Origin of the sequence: Anatilimnocola aggregata (assembly GCF_007747655.1) — a bacterium.
Classification (GTDB): domain Bacteria; phylum Planctomycetota; class Planctomycetia; order Pirellulales; family Pirellulaceae; genus Anatilimnocola; species Anatilimnocola aggregata.
Window position 1 is genome coordinate 1,082,067 of sequence record NZ_CP036274.1, and the last position, 14,855, is coordinate 1,096,921.

General features: G+C 58.0%; 9 protein-coding genes. 8 read left to right on the plus strand and 1 reads right to left on the minus strand.

The window, feature by feature from the left end; translation table 11 throughout:
* The first annotated feature begins 103 nt into the window (after window positions 1-103).
* A complete protein-coding gene (locus ETAA8_RS04130; RefSeq protein WP_145085297.1) occupies window positions 104-571 on the plus strand; it encodes a peroxiredoxin in 468 nt (155 codons plus the stop codon).
* 188 nt (window positions 572-759) lie between these two features.
* Here the strand turns inward: ETAA8_RS04130 and ETAA8_RS04135 are convergent, their stop codons facing one another.
* Window positions 760-1,278 (minus strand): hypothetical protein, encoded by a 519-nt coding sequence (locus tag ETAA8_RS04135; protein ID WP_145085299.1) that lies wholly within the window; start codon window positions 1,276-1,278, stop codon window positions 760-762.
* A gap of 270 nt (window positions 1,279-1,548) precedes the next feature.
* On the opposite strand from ETAA8_RS04135, the gene ETAA8_RS04140 reads away from it, so the two are divergent.
* From ETAA8_RS04140 to ETAA8_RS04170, 7 genes are all read left to right on the plus strand, one after another.
* Complete coding sequence (locus ETAA8_RS04140) at window positions 1,549-2,577, plus strand: CPBP family intramembrane glutamic endopeptidase (RefSeq protein WP_145085302.1); 1,029 nt, start codon at window positions 1,549-1,551, stop codon at window positions 2,575-2,577.
* A 30-nt stretch (window positions 2,578-2,607) separates the two neighbouring features.
* The gene (locus ETAA8_RS04145) at window positions 2,608-4,149 is read left to right on the plus strand and encodes a WD40 repeat domain-containing protein (protein ID WP_145085305.1); all 1,542 of its coding nucleotides are present in this window, start codon (window positions 2,608-2,610) and stop codon (window positions 4,147-4,149) included.
* Window positions 4,150-4,249: 100 nt separating this feature from the next.
* Entirely contained in the window at window positions 4,250-5,284 is a 1,035-nt protein-coding gene (gene queG, locus ETAA8_RS04150) for a tRNA epoxyqueuosine(34) reductase QueG (protein ID WP_145085308.1), read from the plus strand.
* Between the two features lie 234 nt (window positions 5,285-5,518).
* Entirely contained in the window at window positions 5,519-8,020 is a 2,502-nt protein-coding gene (locus ETAA8_RS04155; RefSeq protein ID WP_145085311.1) for a DUF1549 domain-containing protein, read from the plus strand.
* 241 nt (window positions 8,021-8,261) lie between these two features.
* Window positions 8,262-11,174, plus strand: coding sequence for a hypothetical protein (locus tag ETAA8_RS04160; protein ID WP_145085314.1), 2,913 nt, complete (start codon window positions 8,262-8,264; stop codon window positions 11,172-11,174).
* Between the two features lie 58 nt (window positions 11,175-11,232).
* Window positions 11,233-14,463, plus strand: a complete 3,231-nt coding sequence (locus tag ETAA8_RS04165) for a WD40 repeat domain-containing protein (protein WP_145085317.1) — start codon at window positions 11,233-11,235, stop codon at window positions 14,461-14,463.
* Window positions 14,464-14,590: 127 nt separating this feature from the next.
* Window positions 14,591-14,839: a hypothetical protein gene (locus ETAA8_RS04170; RefSeq protein ID WP_145085320.1), complete on the plus strand. Its 249-nt coding sequence runs from the start codon at window positions 14,591-14,593 to the stop codon at window positions 14,837-14,839.
* Window positions 14,840-14,855 lie beyond the last annotated feature (16 nt).

The window sequence follows — 14,855 nt, forward strand, 5'->3', positions numbered from 1 at the left end:
TAGTATAGATAGCTGCCGGGCCATTGCCAGCAGCATCGCGGGGCAGGGACAATGGCCTGGCGAGAACTCATTCACCAGCAGTTGACGGACGAAAGTAACCAGCATGGCAGCCATTCAAGTCGGCGATCGCGCGCCCGAGTTCTCGGGTGTCGCTCAGTCAGGGGAGCTCGTTTCGCTGGCCGACTATCTGGGGAAGCAGATCATTGTTCTCTACTTTTATCCACGCGATAACACCCCGGTTTGCACCGCGCAGGCCTGCGCCTTTCGCGATGCCTATCAAGACTTTCAACAAGCAGGTGCGGTGGTGATCGGTGTGAGCAGTGACTCGCTCGAGCGGCATCAGGATTTTGCCCAGGGCCAGCGCTTACCCTTTCTACTCCTCAGCGATGAAGATGGTTCGCTGCGTAAGGCCTATGGCGTGCCGAAAACGCTGGGCTTATTGCCCGGGCGAGTGACGTATGTCATCGATAAACAGGGAATCGTTCGCCAGGTCTTCAACTCCCAGTTCTTCGGCGGCAAACATGTGACCAGCGCGCTGGCAATGGTGAAGCAGCTGGTGGCTGAGGGATAGCGACTGGCATTTCCTCAAGTAGCCCGACGCGTTAGCGAGGGAGAATTCTCTCCCAGGTTCTAATGCCGTGGACGTGGATTCACTCGAACGTCTTCCGACACCGGCGCACAAGAACTTCACGTTTCAACAAGCAAGAACGAGAGGCAGAGTGTTCCCTCGCTAACGCGTCGGGCCATGTAGACGAAGGACTACCAGATCGAATACGTATCGACGGCGGATTCCAGCTTGCCGGTCCAAACACCGTGAGTAACCGACTCGCGGTCGGGATTCGTCTGATAAACGCCCCGCAACTTGAGCTTGGTCGGTTTCGCGCCGGGCTTGGCCTGCGGCGGATTTTCCCAGATATCGCGTGCGGAGAAGTTAACGTTCAGCACGTAGGTATCGCCCGGCTTAAGTTCCAGCCAATCGGGAACATTCTTGGCCCAATCGCGAGCTTTCTTTTTGATCGGCGTGGCTGTTCCATCCGCGGCAATTTCTTCGAACGAGAGATTGTCGTAGCCCCAAGCGTAACGGTCGGTCCAGAGCCTGATGGGCTGGTCCGAAACATTCTTCACCAGCACATGAAAGTGGTCGCCGTCGGTATTGAGCGAACGGTGATGGTGATGCACTGGAACGGCGATCTTGAGTTCCAACCTCGGCGGAGGATCTTCCCCCCGCAGCGAAACGGCACCAAAGGCGACAAGTGTGAACAGCAGTAGGAATCGCATGAATCAGTGCTCTGCGAATGGGGTGATGGAAAAATCGAGCAACATCCTAGACGACGAACTCTCCACTTCGGTTTTCTCCAGAAAATCTTGTTCGGCTTGCCCGCTTTCAGAGCTTATTCACAACGAGCAGCGTCGAGGCTGCGCGGCAGAGCTGCCGCTGGCGACCGGCCCGCTTCCGCCTATGATGCATTACGCATGCCTGACACCAGTCGCGATTTTCCCCCGCACGCTGCTGCCGCGATTTACTGACTTGCGATTCGAAGGCGGACCATGAGTTTTGTTTCGATCTATTACGCACTGATGCTGACCGTGTTCGGCGGCGGCATCGCGATCTGGGTTTGGCTGGTGCCGCGACTGCTGCGCCGCGAGACCATCATCCCTTATCAGCCGCGACGACTCGTCCCGTGGAGCCTGGTCGATCTGCTGCTGGTCTTCGTCTTGCTGGTGGTCTGCAGCGTGATTGGCGACGCACTTTTTCCGTCGCAAAAGCCGCCGAAGTCAGCCGTCAGTATGATCGCCACAAGCGAAAACGGTGAACAAGCAGCCTCCCAAACAACCGAAGTCGTTGCTCCACTGGAGCAGCTCTCGCTGCCGGAGGGGCGTCGACGCGTCGCGCTCGACTGTGGCATCAAAGTCGTCGTCGCACTCCTCGCCTTCGCCGCAATCACCTTTCGCCTGCGAGCAACGATCACCGATTGGGGGCTAACGCTGCAGCATTGGCGCGAGGACATCAAATTAGGCGCGGGCACGTTCCTGGCGATCTTTCTCCCCATGATTGGCTTGCAGGTATTGCTCGTGAATGGCTTGGATTGGAAATACGAACATCCGCTGATCGAACTGGCTAAGACGAAAGATGTTCCGTTCTTTGCACTCGCGGTACTCTCGGCTGTCGTGATCGCACCGCTCTTTGAAGAGTTCATCTTTCGCGGCCTGATGCAGGGCTGGCTCGAGAAAGTGTTCTCCGGCACTGCTTCGGCGGAAGCCATTTTGATGGGCGGTACCACAGAGACCGTAACCGCGGTCGCGGCAGATGACGCGAGCACCATATCACCTAAACCCTTGCCACACACCAGCCAGACAAACTGGCCTTCCATCATCACGAGCACCATCATTTTCTCGGCACTTCATTATTCGCATGGGCCAGCCTGGATTCCGCTGCTCATTTTTGGTGCCGCGCTGGGCTTCGTGTATCAACGAACACATCGCCTCTGGCCTGGCGTCATCGCCCACTTCATGTTGAACGGTCTCACGATGTTCGGACTGCTCGTTCAAACGTTTTTCGCTCCCGCAACGTCCTAGTCGCGTTCCCATTGTTGCAGCAGGCTTTCGATGTCGGCCGCTGATTCCAACTCGTCGTCCGCTGCTCAAGCTGCAACTCAGCCCTCGGCAGTTCGTCCGTTTCGCTTTTCGCTCCTGACGCTGCTAAGCGCGATGACGCTGGCCGCGGTAACTTCCGCGGTTCTCTTTTCCAGGCATTGGCACGCCGACGAACGACTGCTGATGGCCTTCTGGTGCGCGGGCCTGCTCATCGGCACCAGCTTCGGCCGCGCGCGAGGAACGCACGGCATCTACAGCGGTGCTCTGGGAGCAGTGGTTGGTTGCCTGATCGCGGCGTTCATGTTCGACGAATCGCTCTATCCGCTGTCTGGCACCAGCACGTACGAGTCGGGCCTGCTGGCTCCGTACTTAATGTTCGTCGTGGTCTGCGGCTGGCCCTTGGCCATTTTCGCCGCGGCCGTGTATCACGCCGCGGTACAGGGAGTACTGGAACGGTGGTTCCAGCGGTATGTGTCAATTCGCAGTTTGATCGTTGGCGGTGGCCTGCTGGTTGTCATCGTCGTGGCTTGGCAACTGCTGGCGGCGCGTTCGTGGCTACCAAGAGCAGAAACATCTTTCTCCGCGGGCAAGCCGGGTTTTTCCACGTTTGCGACCCTCAGTCTCGCAGATAACGGAAATGTGTTTGTTGCTTACTCCCCCTTCGCTCAAGTTTTTGGCAACCCGGCTGCACCGCGACTCTATCGCCTGCAAGGCGGCCGCTTGCTGGATGAAGAACTGCGAATTCCGTTTCAAGTCCGTCAACTTGCACTCAGCCCGAATGGACAACAAGTGGCCCTGTATGGTGACCACGAGCCGGCGATCTTCCTGTTTGATCTGTCCCAGCAGCAGGTTACGCGCGAAGCGAAACTGAACATCCCGTCGTCGGCCACGCTATCGCATTTGCGATTCAGTGCTGACGGTAACCACCTTTTTGCCACAACCACTTCGCCGCGCATTCAACGATTTCATGTGATCGATGTCGCAGATCAGCCGGCAGCATCGGCCCAGTTGTTCCCGTTTGCCGGGCAACTATTCTGCAGTTCCAGCGGCCAACTCTTGGTGAAGGTGATCTCGTCCAACGATGAGACCGACGAAGCTTCCGCCGAGATCATTCATGGCACCGAGCAAGCCGTCCTGCACCGCCTGACCGACGTTCGTCTGAACATGGCGCCAATCTTCAGTCCCGATGAGCGGCGCGTTGCCCTCGGCAATCGTGTTTGGGATCGATCCACAGGAGAAACGCTCATCCTGCCCGGCGAGGTAGTCGGCTTCACGGCGCGAGGCGATGCGGTTGTCATGCGCAAAAATCTCCGGCAAAAGTGGCCAGGTTTTTTGCCCCCCTGGCTCATGCGGATGCCCTTTGTACGTCATCTATACTCGCCCGATGAGTTCGGCCAGTTAGTGCTTATCGATCAGGCAACCGGCAAAACAGTTGCGGCAACGGAATGGCTGTCGAGCCTGAAACACGCCAACGTTTCTGGCGACGGACACGTCGTTGCCAGTTGCTCGGCGGGTGGCACCATCCGCTTGTGGACAGTGCCAAAAGTCCGCTAATTGCCGTGAGAGAACCTGAACAGCTGGCGGTGGGTGGTATTCTATCCAGTCCGTGTTTTATTCTGTCGCCGCGGCCGCCAACTATTCGCCTACCAGTTTCATGTCCGCCGACCTTACCGCCCAGTTGAAAGCCCAAGCCCAGCAGTTGGGCTTTGCGCTAGCGGGTGTTTGTCCAGCTGTCGAAGCGACCGGTTACGGCAAATTGCAAGAGTGGCTGGCCAGTGGTTATGCCGGGCAAATGCACTACCTGCAAAATCGGGCGGAAGCGTATCGTCATCCGCGCAGCGTGTTGGACTCGGTTCGTTCGGTGCTAATGCTCGCGCTCCCTTATCGCACCAGCGAACCGCAGCCTTGTGCACCTGGGCAAGGGCGAATTTCGCGCTATGCTTGGGGGCCCGGCGATTATCACGACCTGATTCACGACAAGCTGCACCAGCTGGCCGATTGGCTGCGCGAGCACGCTCCAGGTGCCGAATGCCGCGGCGTCGTTGATTCCGCACCCCTTCTCGAACGAGAATTCGCCGTACTCGCTGGGCTCGGTTGGATCGGCAAGAACACGCTGCTCCTCAACAAACCGGCAGGGAGCTACTTTCTTCTCGCGGCGCTCCTGACAAGTGCGGAGCTAGAAGTCGACCAACCCTTCGACACCGACCATTGCGGCACCTGCCGCGCCTGCCTCGATGCGTGTCCGACACAGGCGTTCCCGCAACCCTACGTTCTCGATGCGACGCGCTGCATCAGCTATCTCACCATCGAACTGCGCGATGCCATTCCAGCCGACTTGCGCAGCGGCATCGGCGACTGGCTCTTCGGCTGCGATGTCTGTCAGGACGTTTGCCCTTGGAATCACCGCGCCCCGATCTCCGGCGAAGTGACCTTTCAACCTCAACAGGGCGAAAACCCCGTCGATCTGATCGCTTTGTTCGATCTCGACGACGCTGCCTTCCGCGCTCGCTTTCGCCATTCGCCGCTCTGGCGTTCCAAACGCCGCGGAATCCTCCGCAATGCCGCCATCGTGCTGGGCAACCAACGCGCCCAACACGCCATTCCAGCCCTGACCCGCGGCCTGCAAGACAGCGAACCCCTCATCAGCAGCGCCTGCGCCTGGGCGCTCGCGCAGATGCCACGGGACTAGCTCGACCGCACAGTGGGGTTAGTCCGGCTATAAGGTCGCTGTATTACAGATATAGAAGCCCCGGTGGCGCAATCATTATGTGCGGACAACCGCCGGCTGACTTGGCTCGAAATCCATCAACAATCGTTGACGTTTGCTTGCAATTGGCTGGGGCGAGCGGCATAATCGGTTGAATAGGTTCCGTCACTCGCGTGGCAATGGAGAAATGACTCCCGCCAAATTGGAAGGAATACCATGCCTAGAGCACTCCCCCCCGTGGCCCTCCTCCTGGCCGCCTTGCTCGCCCCCGTCCACTTGTTTGCTGCCGATGCACCTGCCAAGCCCAAAGCACCTGGTCTGGGCGACCCCGGTCAATTGACCTCGATTCAGGTCGAAACTGGTCGGCTGAAGGACGGTGTCGTCCAGCTTTCTGGCCGCGATGCCAGTCAGCAGATTGTTGTGACCGGCGTCTATTCGACGGGTCAAACCCGCGATCTTTCTAGCAAGGCTACCTTCGATGCCACACCAGCTGGCGTCGTGAAAGTCGACGAAACCGGGTTCGTAGTTCCCGTGGCCGAGGGTGAAGCCACGATCAAAGTCGTCGCCGCGCCGGGCATCGAAAGTTCGTTGAAGTTGAAAGTGACCAATCTGGTTCACGACCTGCCGATCAATTTCGCCAATCAGATCACTCCCGTCTTCACCAAGTACAGCTGTAATGGCGGTGGTTGCCACGGCAAAAGCGGCGGCCAAAACGGCTTCCGGTTGTCGCTACTTGGTTTCGAACCGAAGGAAGACTTCGAATTCCTCGTGAAGGAAGGTCGCGGCCGTCGCCTCTTTCCTGCAGCCCCGGATCAAAGCTTGCTGCTGCTTAAAGCAACCGCTCGGCTGCCGCACGGTGGTGGTCAGCGGATCGATTTCGATTCCCCTGCTTATCGCGTGCTCAAGCGGTGGGTGGAACAAGGGATGCCCTACGGCAAAGAAACTGATCCCTACGTAACGCACATCGAAGTTCAACCGACCGAACGGTTGATGGAACGCGAAACGACGCAGCAAATTGTCGTGGTCGCTCATTACAGCGATGGCTCAAGCGAAGACGTTACTCGAACTACCCAGTTCGACTCGAACGATACCGAAATGGCCGAAGTAAGCGTCACCGGACTGGTCACCACCGGTCAATTGACCGGCAGCGTGGCCGTAATGGCCCGTTATCAAGGTCACGTTGGGGTGTATCGAGCTACGGTTCCACTCGGTGTTGCGGTTGATAATCTGCCCAAGGCCAGCAACTTTGTTGATGAAGCCGTGCAGAAGAAGTTGAAGGCGCTCGGCCTGCCCTCATCGCAAATCTGTGATGACGCCACTTACCTGCGCCGCGTGACGGTCGACCTCACTGGTCGCTTGCCAACACTCGAAGAAGTCGAGCAATTCCTGGGTGACCAGGATCCGAACAAGCGCGTGAACCTTGTCAATCGTTTGCTCGACAGCACCGATTATGCCGACTACTTCGCGAACAAATGGAGCGCCATTCTGCGCAACAAGCGCCGGATGGACATTGAAAAGCCGGCCACTTTCGCCTTCTACGATTGGATTCGTACGAGCCTGAATGAGAACAAGCCGTATGACCAATTCGTGCGCGAAGTCGTCACCGCCTCGGGCGAAGCGGGCGTTAATCCGCCCGTGGGTTGGTACCGCGAAGTGAAGGACCAATCTGCCCAAGTCGAAGATACCGCTCAGCTGTTCCTCGGGCTGCGAATCCAATGTGCCCGTTGCCACCATCACCCGTTCGAAAAGTGGAGCCAGCAAGACTACTACGGCTTTGCTGCATTCTTCGCCCAAGTGGGTCGCAAGAAGGGTGAAATTCAAAATGCCGAGCGGATTTATCACCGCCGTGGTGTGGCTCAAGCGAGCAATCCGAAGACCGGCCAGAACGTCAAACCAACAGGGCTGGGCGACAAGACGCTGGAGCTGACTGCCGACCAGGACCCTCGCCATTACCTGGCGGACTGGATGGCCAAGAAGGATAACCCCTTCTTCAGCAAGAGCCTCGTGAATCGTTATTGGAAGCACTTCTTCGGCCGCGGTCTAGTCGATCCGGAAGACGACATGCGAGTCACAAATCCCGCGAGCAATCCTGATCTGCTCGATGCTTTGGCCAAGAACTTTGTTGATTCGGGCTTCGACCTGAAGCAACTCTGCCGCACGATTGTGTCGTCGACAACCTATCAGCTGAGTGCCGAACCGAACGAGTGGAATCAAGACGACAAACAGAATTTCTCTCGTTACTATCCCAAACGTTTGAACGCTGAAGTGTTGCTCGACGCCATTGATCAAGTCACTGGTACTTCGTCTGCCTTTAATGGCGTGCCCGCAGGGACTCGTGCCGTGCAGCTGCCCGACAATGGTTTCACTTCGTACTTCCTGACGGTCTTCGGCCGTCCGGAATCGAGCAGCGCATGCGAATGCGAACGCTCGAGCGAAGCCAATCTCGCGCAAAGCTTGCACTTGCTCAATTCGGGCGAGATTCAAGGCAAGCTGACCTCGGGTGGTGGCAAAGCTGCCGTGCTCGCGAACGATAAATCACGTCCGCACGATGTCAAGGTTCGTGAGCTCTATCTGTTGTCGTTCGGCCGCGCTCCGCTGCCCGATGAACTGACAGTCGCTTTGGCTCACATTCAAAAGAACGAAGCAGATCCCAAGCGAGCCTACGAAGACATCGTTTGGGCGCTCGTGAACACCAAAGAGTTCTTGTTCAATCACTAAGACTGCTTGAACCAAGCATTCGTCGAGGGGTGAAATCTTCGCCCCTCGAGACCGGATCCTTTGAGAGCTGGTACCGAAAACTTGCCAATCCTGCCTGCCAAATGTTGATTCTCCAACTGGAATCAAGCAGACTAGTTTCTAGTACTTCCCACCTGATTTGATCTGTTCCTTCAGGTGCTGCACTTTGCCGCGCGGCACCTGAGACATTTCCTCTCCTATTTTGACCCAGGGAGCGGTTCCCGTGAAGCACGACGTTTCGATTCCGTTCGGCCTTGCGCGCTCGACAACTTTCTCGCTGCAGGCTGGCCTGTTGATGTTGCTGATTGGCTTACCCGCCATTGCCGCAGCACAACTTCCCACGGCGCAGCTGACCAGTCTTTTTCCACTGGGCGGCAAGCAAGGGACGACCGTCGAAGTGACGGTCGCCGGCGCCGATCTCGATGAGGCCGAGAAACTTGTCTTCAATCATCCGGGGATCACAGCGCAGCCCAAAATGGCTCCGCTGTCGGAATTGGAAAAAACGGCCCGACCCATGGCGAACTTGTTTGTCGTGCAAATTGCCGGCGATGTTCCGCCGGGCATCTACGAAGCTCGTGCAGTCAGCCGGTATGGCATTTCGAACCCGCGGTCGTTCTGCGTGAGCAATATGCAGGAAGAGACCGACGCTGCTGGCAACAACAGTCCTGAGAAAGCGGTGAATTTGGCCGCCGGCACGGTCGTCAGTGGCAAAGTCGAAGCGGGACAGTTCGACTACTTCCGCCTGCCGATGAAGAAGGGGGAGCGAGTCATTCTCGAATGCCTGGCTCAGCGAATTGATTCGCGACTTGATCCCACGCTAGCCGTCTATGGGGCCAATGGTCGGGAGTTCATTCGCGTGCGCGATTCGGTCGGTGAGGATTGCGTGCTCGATTTCACCGCTCCTGCCGATGGCGACTATCAAGTCCGGCTGTTCGACGCCATCTATGGCGGCGGTGCCGAGCACTTCTATCGCTTGAGTGCCAGCGCTGCAGCTTATATCGATTTTGTCTTCCCGCCCTCAGCTGTTCCCGGCAGTAATGGTTCGTTCACGCTGTACGGTCGCAACCTGCCCGGTGGTAAGCCGGCAGAAGGGCTCAGCTTGAATGGTGCACCGCTGCAAAAGTTGGATGTAAAAATTGCAGTTCCCGGCGATGAGGCGGCTCTGTCGCAATTGCCGCTCGCGGGTGCCGCTCGTCCGCGTCAGGCCTGGCAGACAGGTTTTGAGTTTCGTCAAGCGACGCCCCAAGGGCCGAGCAACCCGACCGTGATCTATTTTGCCAAGGCTCCGGTTGTCGCCGAAGCTGAACCGAACAACGAGCCTGCCAAAGCGCAGCAAGTTACTGTCCCCTGCGAATACGTTGGCCAGTTCTATCCCCAGCGCGATGTCGACTGGGTGCAGTTCGAGGCAAAGAAGGGACAGCAGCTGATGATCGAAGTCATGTCCCATCAATTGGGCCTTGGTTCCGATCCCTACTTCGCGGTGATGCGAGTGACGAAGAATGACAAAGGCGAAGAAGAGATGCGTGATATCGCCCAGGTTGACGACCCAGCGGATCGGGCACAGAAGATTGGCAGCGACTACGATACTTCGACTGACGATCCTTCCTATCGCTTCACCGCACCGGAAGATGGCCAGTACCGCGTGCTGGTTCGCGATCAGTTCGGCGATGGCCGCAAAGACCCGACCTATGTCTATCGCCTGGCGATTCGTCCGCTGGAGCCCGATTTTAAACTCCTCTCGATCGGTGCCCAGCCAGTCGCATCGACTGGCAACAATAACAACCAAGGTTCGCCGCTGAGCGGTTTGATCTTGCGTCGCGGTGGCAGCACGCTGGTGAACGTCACGGTCAATCGTCAGGACGATTTCAAGGGCGACATTGAAATCACTGCCGAGGGATTGCCAGAAGGTATCACCTGCCGCGCTGCAGCCATCGGTGGCGAAGTCAGCTCGGCCGCTCTGGTCTTCACGGCCAACGAGGATGCCAAACCTTGGGCCGGCATGGTGAAAATTGTTGGCAAATCCAAGGTGGGAGACAAAGACGTCACCCGCGAATCGCGTTACGGCAGCATGGTTTGGGGCTCGGCGAATCGCCAGCAAGGGTTGCCCGAATTCCGTCTGCTACGGTCGTTCCAACTGAGCGTTGCGGACAAGGAAACCGAAGCAGCTTCGATTCAAGTGGGCGAAGACAAGATTTGGGAAACCTCGCTTGGTGGCAATCTTGAGATTCCGGTCTCAGTGATTCGCCGTGGCGATTTCAAAGAGGCAATTAAACTGACTGCGGTCGGCTTGCCTAACGATCTCAAGCCGAAGGAAATCAACCTGGCTGCTGATGCCAAGGAAGGTAAGTTCGAACTGCAGATCAATCAGCAGAACGCTAAGCCAGGCATCTATACCTTCTACATGAAGGGAGATACCAAGCAGAAGTATGTCCGCAATCCCGAAGCAGTCACGCGGGCCACCGAAGAGCAGAAGGGTATTGGTGAGACGATCAAGGCGCTCGCCGATCAGGTCAAGCAACTCACCACTGCCAAAGACGCCGCGGTAAAGGCGGTCGCTGATGCCGCCAAGGGTGTGAAGGATGCCGAGAAGGGTGACGACGCTGCCAAGAAGGCGGCTGCTGACAAGGCCAAAGCAGCCGACGAAGCCAAGGTCAAAGCCGAAGCAGAATTGAAGGCTGCCCAGGATAAAGCCAAGCAGGCTGACGACTTGAAGAAGCAAATTGACAAACGGCTTGACGATGCCAAGAAAGCCGCGGTACCCAAGGATCTGAACATGGCCCTCGTCAGCTCGCCCATCAAGATCAAGATTGCGTCAGCTCCTTACACGTTGTCATCGGCTGGCCCAACCACCGTCAAGCAAGCTGAAAAATCTCAGCTCGTCGTGAAACTCGATCGGCTCTACGGCTTCGCGGATTCGGTCGATCTCTCCTTCGATGCGCCTGCCGGTGTGAACGGCCTGGCGGCCGGCAAGATCACGCTCAAGAAGGATGAAGGAGAAGCCAAATTTGAACTCTCCGCCGATAAGAAGGTGGCTCCTGGCGAGCACACCGCCATGATCCGCGCTAAGGGGAAGTTCAACAACATGAATGTCGAAACCTCCTTCCCGGTCGTCATCAAGGTCGAAGAGGCCAAGTAAGCAAACTCGTCGCCGGTAACCTCAATACTCCCGCCCATCCAACCTCTCGGTTAATCCTATGAACGTCGCACGCACCACATGGATCGCCTTCGCACTTCTAGCCCTCGGCTGGATGCCCGCTAACTGCTGGGCTCAAGCGAAGCCGAAAGAGGCTCTCAAGCCCATTGAGATCGCCGCCGTCAAACACGAGGGGCCGGTCGATTTCGAGAAAGAGATTCTGCCGATCTTCCGCCGCAACTGTCTGGCTTGCCACAGTGCGACCGAAGCTCAGAGCGATCTTACGTTGGAAACACCAGCCACCATTCTCAAGGGTGGCAGCGAGGGCCCCTCGGTGGTCGCCGGCAAGAGTGCCGAAAGTTTGCTCCTCAAGTTGGCTGCCCGGCAAAAAGAACCGGTCATGCCGCCACCAGATAACGACGTGAAGGCCAAGCCACTCACGTCGCAAGAGTTGGGCCTGATCAAGCTCTGGATCGACGAAGGTGCCAAGGGCGAAGTGAAGTCGGCTTCGGCCAACATTACTTGGCAGCCTTTGCCTCCCGGTGTAAATCCCATCTATGCGGTGGCACTCACATCCGATGGCCAGTACGCGGCCGTGGCTCGCGCGAACCAGATCTTCCTCTATCACATTCCCAGCAAGCGCGAACTGGGCCGACTGACCGATCCCGAACTGATGAAGAAGGGGATCTACACCAGCGCTGGTGTTGCCGATCTCGACCTGATTCAATCCCTGAAGTTCAGCCCCGATAACAAGCTCCTCGCCAGCGGCGGCTTCCGCACCGTCAAGCTGTGGCGCAAACCCGAAGCAGCCAAGGCGCTCGATCTGGCTGGTCTCGAAACGGCCGCTCGTTCGCTGGCGACTTCGGTCGATGGCAAGTGGGCCGCGATCGGCGAAGAGAACGGCAAGGTTCGCATCTTCGAAATAGCCACGGGCAAAGTTGCCAAGACGCTCGAAGGTCACAGTGCCGCTGCGACCGGTGTAGCTTTCACTGCCGATAGCACGAACCTGGTCACGGGCTCGCAAGATAAAACCTTCCGCGTCTGGAACATTGCCGACCAGAAGGAACTCGCCAAGATCGAAACTCCCGCTCCGGTAAATGCCGTCGCGCTCGTGGCCGAAGGCAAGCAAATTGCTGCCGGCGGTGCCGACAACATCATTCGCCTTTATGCCCTGCCCGATGCTCAACCGGCCGAAGCTCCCAAGCCGCTCTTCGAACTCACCGGCCACACTCAGCCTGTGACTTCGCTCGCCACGATCGGCACCGGAGCCACGCTCCTGTCGGGCAGCAAAGATGGCAATCTCAAGATTTGGGATGTCGCCACCGGCAAAGCCACCGCCAAGCCGATGGCCCACGGCACGCCGATTGAATCGATCGCTGTGCGTGCTGATGGCAAGCGTTTCGTCTCCGTCAGTTCGAACAACACTGCCCGCATCTGGAATGCCGACGATCAGAAACAAGTCGCCGAAATGAAGGGTGACCTTCGCGCCACGTTGAAGGCCGCTGAAGTGACCCGCGCTGTCGCCCTGGCTAAGAAGCATGTCGATCTGGCTAAGGGAGACTTGACCGAAGCCACCAAGCGCAAGACGGCCGAAGAAGAGAATCAAAAGAAGTCGAAGGAAGCCGTGAAGACTTCCGAAGAGGACTTCAAGAAAAAGGAAGAAGCGGCCAAGGCTCCGACCAAGGACAAAGAAGACGCCGATAAGGCGCTCGCCGAAGCAACCGAGAAGAAGACCAAAGCCGATGAAGCCAAGAAGGTCACGGACGAGGCGGCCACCAAGGCTGCTGAGGCTTTCACCAAGGCCACCGCCGATCGCGATGCAGCTGCCAAGGTTGCCAAAGATGCTGAGGCCGAATTGAAGAAGGCTCAGGACGCGCAAGCCAAGGCCAAAGAGGCGGCCGACAAAGATGCAGCCAACGAAGACCTGAAGAAGGCGCTCGCGGCAGCCGAAGCGACCACGAAGGAGGTCGAAGGAAAGAACAAGACTGCTGTCGATGCCAAGGCCGCTGCAGACAAAGTCTTCACCGATCAAGAGACGGCCAAAAAGGCTGCCGACGAAGCCAAGAAGGTCGCTGACAAGTCGGCCACCGATGCCATGACCGCCTTCACCCAGGCTGAGGCCAAAGTGAAGACCGTGATGGTTCCTTTCACCAAGGCCGTCGACGAACGGAACGCTGCCGATCGCACCTTCAAGGCAGCTCAGCGGAGCGTTGAACGTGCCGACGAAGCCGTGAAGAAGGCCACCGAAGCTGTCCCCGCCGTCGAGAAGATCGTCAAGGATCGGGAAGAAGACGCCAAGAAGGTCGAAGCCGAACTGGCCACCGCTACCAAGGCTGTGACCGAGAGCGAAAAGCCCTTCAAGGCCGCAGCGTTCTCGCCCGATGGTTCGCTCCTGGCTGTCGTGGGAGACGATCAACTCATTCACACCTACGCTTCCGAAACGGGTGCCGCGGTCGAAGTTTTTGGTGGTGGTGCTCCGCTCGCGGCCGTCGCTTTCGCCAGTGACGCGCGCATCGTGATCGCGGCTGCAGCCAACACGGCTCAAGCCTGGGATCTGGCCACCGAATGGAAACTGGAACGAACCATCGGTTCGGCTGACATGGGCGATAAACTCGTCGACCGCGTCACCGCGCTCGACTTCAGCCCCGATGGCAAGACCCTCGCGACCGGCGGCGGCGAACCTTCGCGCAGTGGCGAGATCAAGCTGTGGGATGTGGCCACCGGCAATCTCAAGTTGGCTCTCAAGGAACCGCATAGCGATACGGTCTTCGCCGTCGACTTCTCACCCAACGGCGAGCAACTCGCCAGCTGCGGTGCCGATCGCTTCGTCAAGTTGTTCAACGTGGCCGATGGCAAGTTCGTCCGCTCGTTCGAAGGGCACACGCACCATGTGCTGGGTGTCACCTGGCGGGCTGACGGTCGCCTAATGGCGAGCAGCGGGGCCGACAACGTCATCAAGGTTTGGGACACTCGCACCGGCGACCAGGCCCGCACCGTGCAGAACCAGTTCACCAAGGAAGTGACCACCGTCAGCTTCGTGGGCGAGACCGACAACGTCATTGCCAGTAGTGGCGACTCGAAGGTGAAGTTCATCAACGCGGCCAGTGGTGGCAGCGTTCGCGACTTTCCCGGTGCCGCCGACTACATGTACTCGGCAGCTGCCAGTGCCGATGGCAAGACCATCATCGCCGGCGGTGCCGACAGTGTGCTCCGCGTCTGGACTGACGCCGGCACCGTCTTCGCCACCTTCGAAGCACCCAAGGTTGCTGGCGAGCAGACGGCAGCGAAGTAGCCCGTAGGCGCAAGTCATTCCTTGGCTCGCAAGTTGCGGCGAGCTGGTTGCTGCAGCGACTGTTGCAACGTCCTATACTGAGAGCATTGCCGCAATTTGCCGGTCTAGTTCTTGGGACAAACCAATCGTGAGTGTTGCACCTTCGATCAATGGCGATGCCGACGTGCGGCGTCGCATGCCGGTCATCGAGGTTGTGGATTGGCAAATGGCTGCAGTCCTGCGTGAGAAGACCCCAGCCCAGCGATATGCGATCGCACTTGGGCTTTGGCATTTTGCCCGCATGACGATTCGCCGACGAATTTCGGCAGAGAATCCTGCTTGGACAGCAGAGCAAATCCATCTTGCGGCAGCCCAGCGGATGCTGAATGAGTCCTGACAAACTCTTGTCTTCG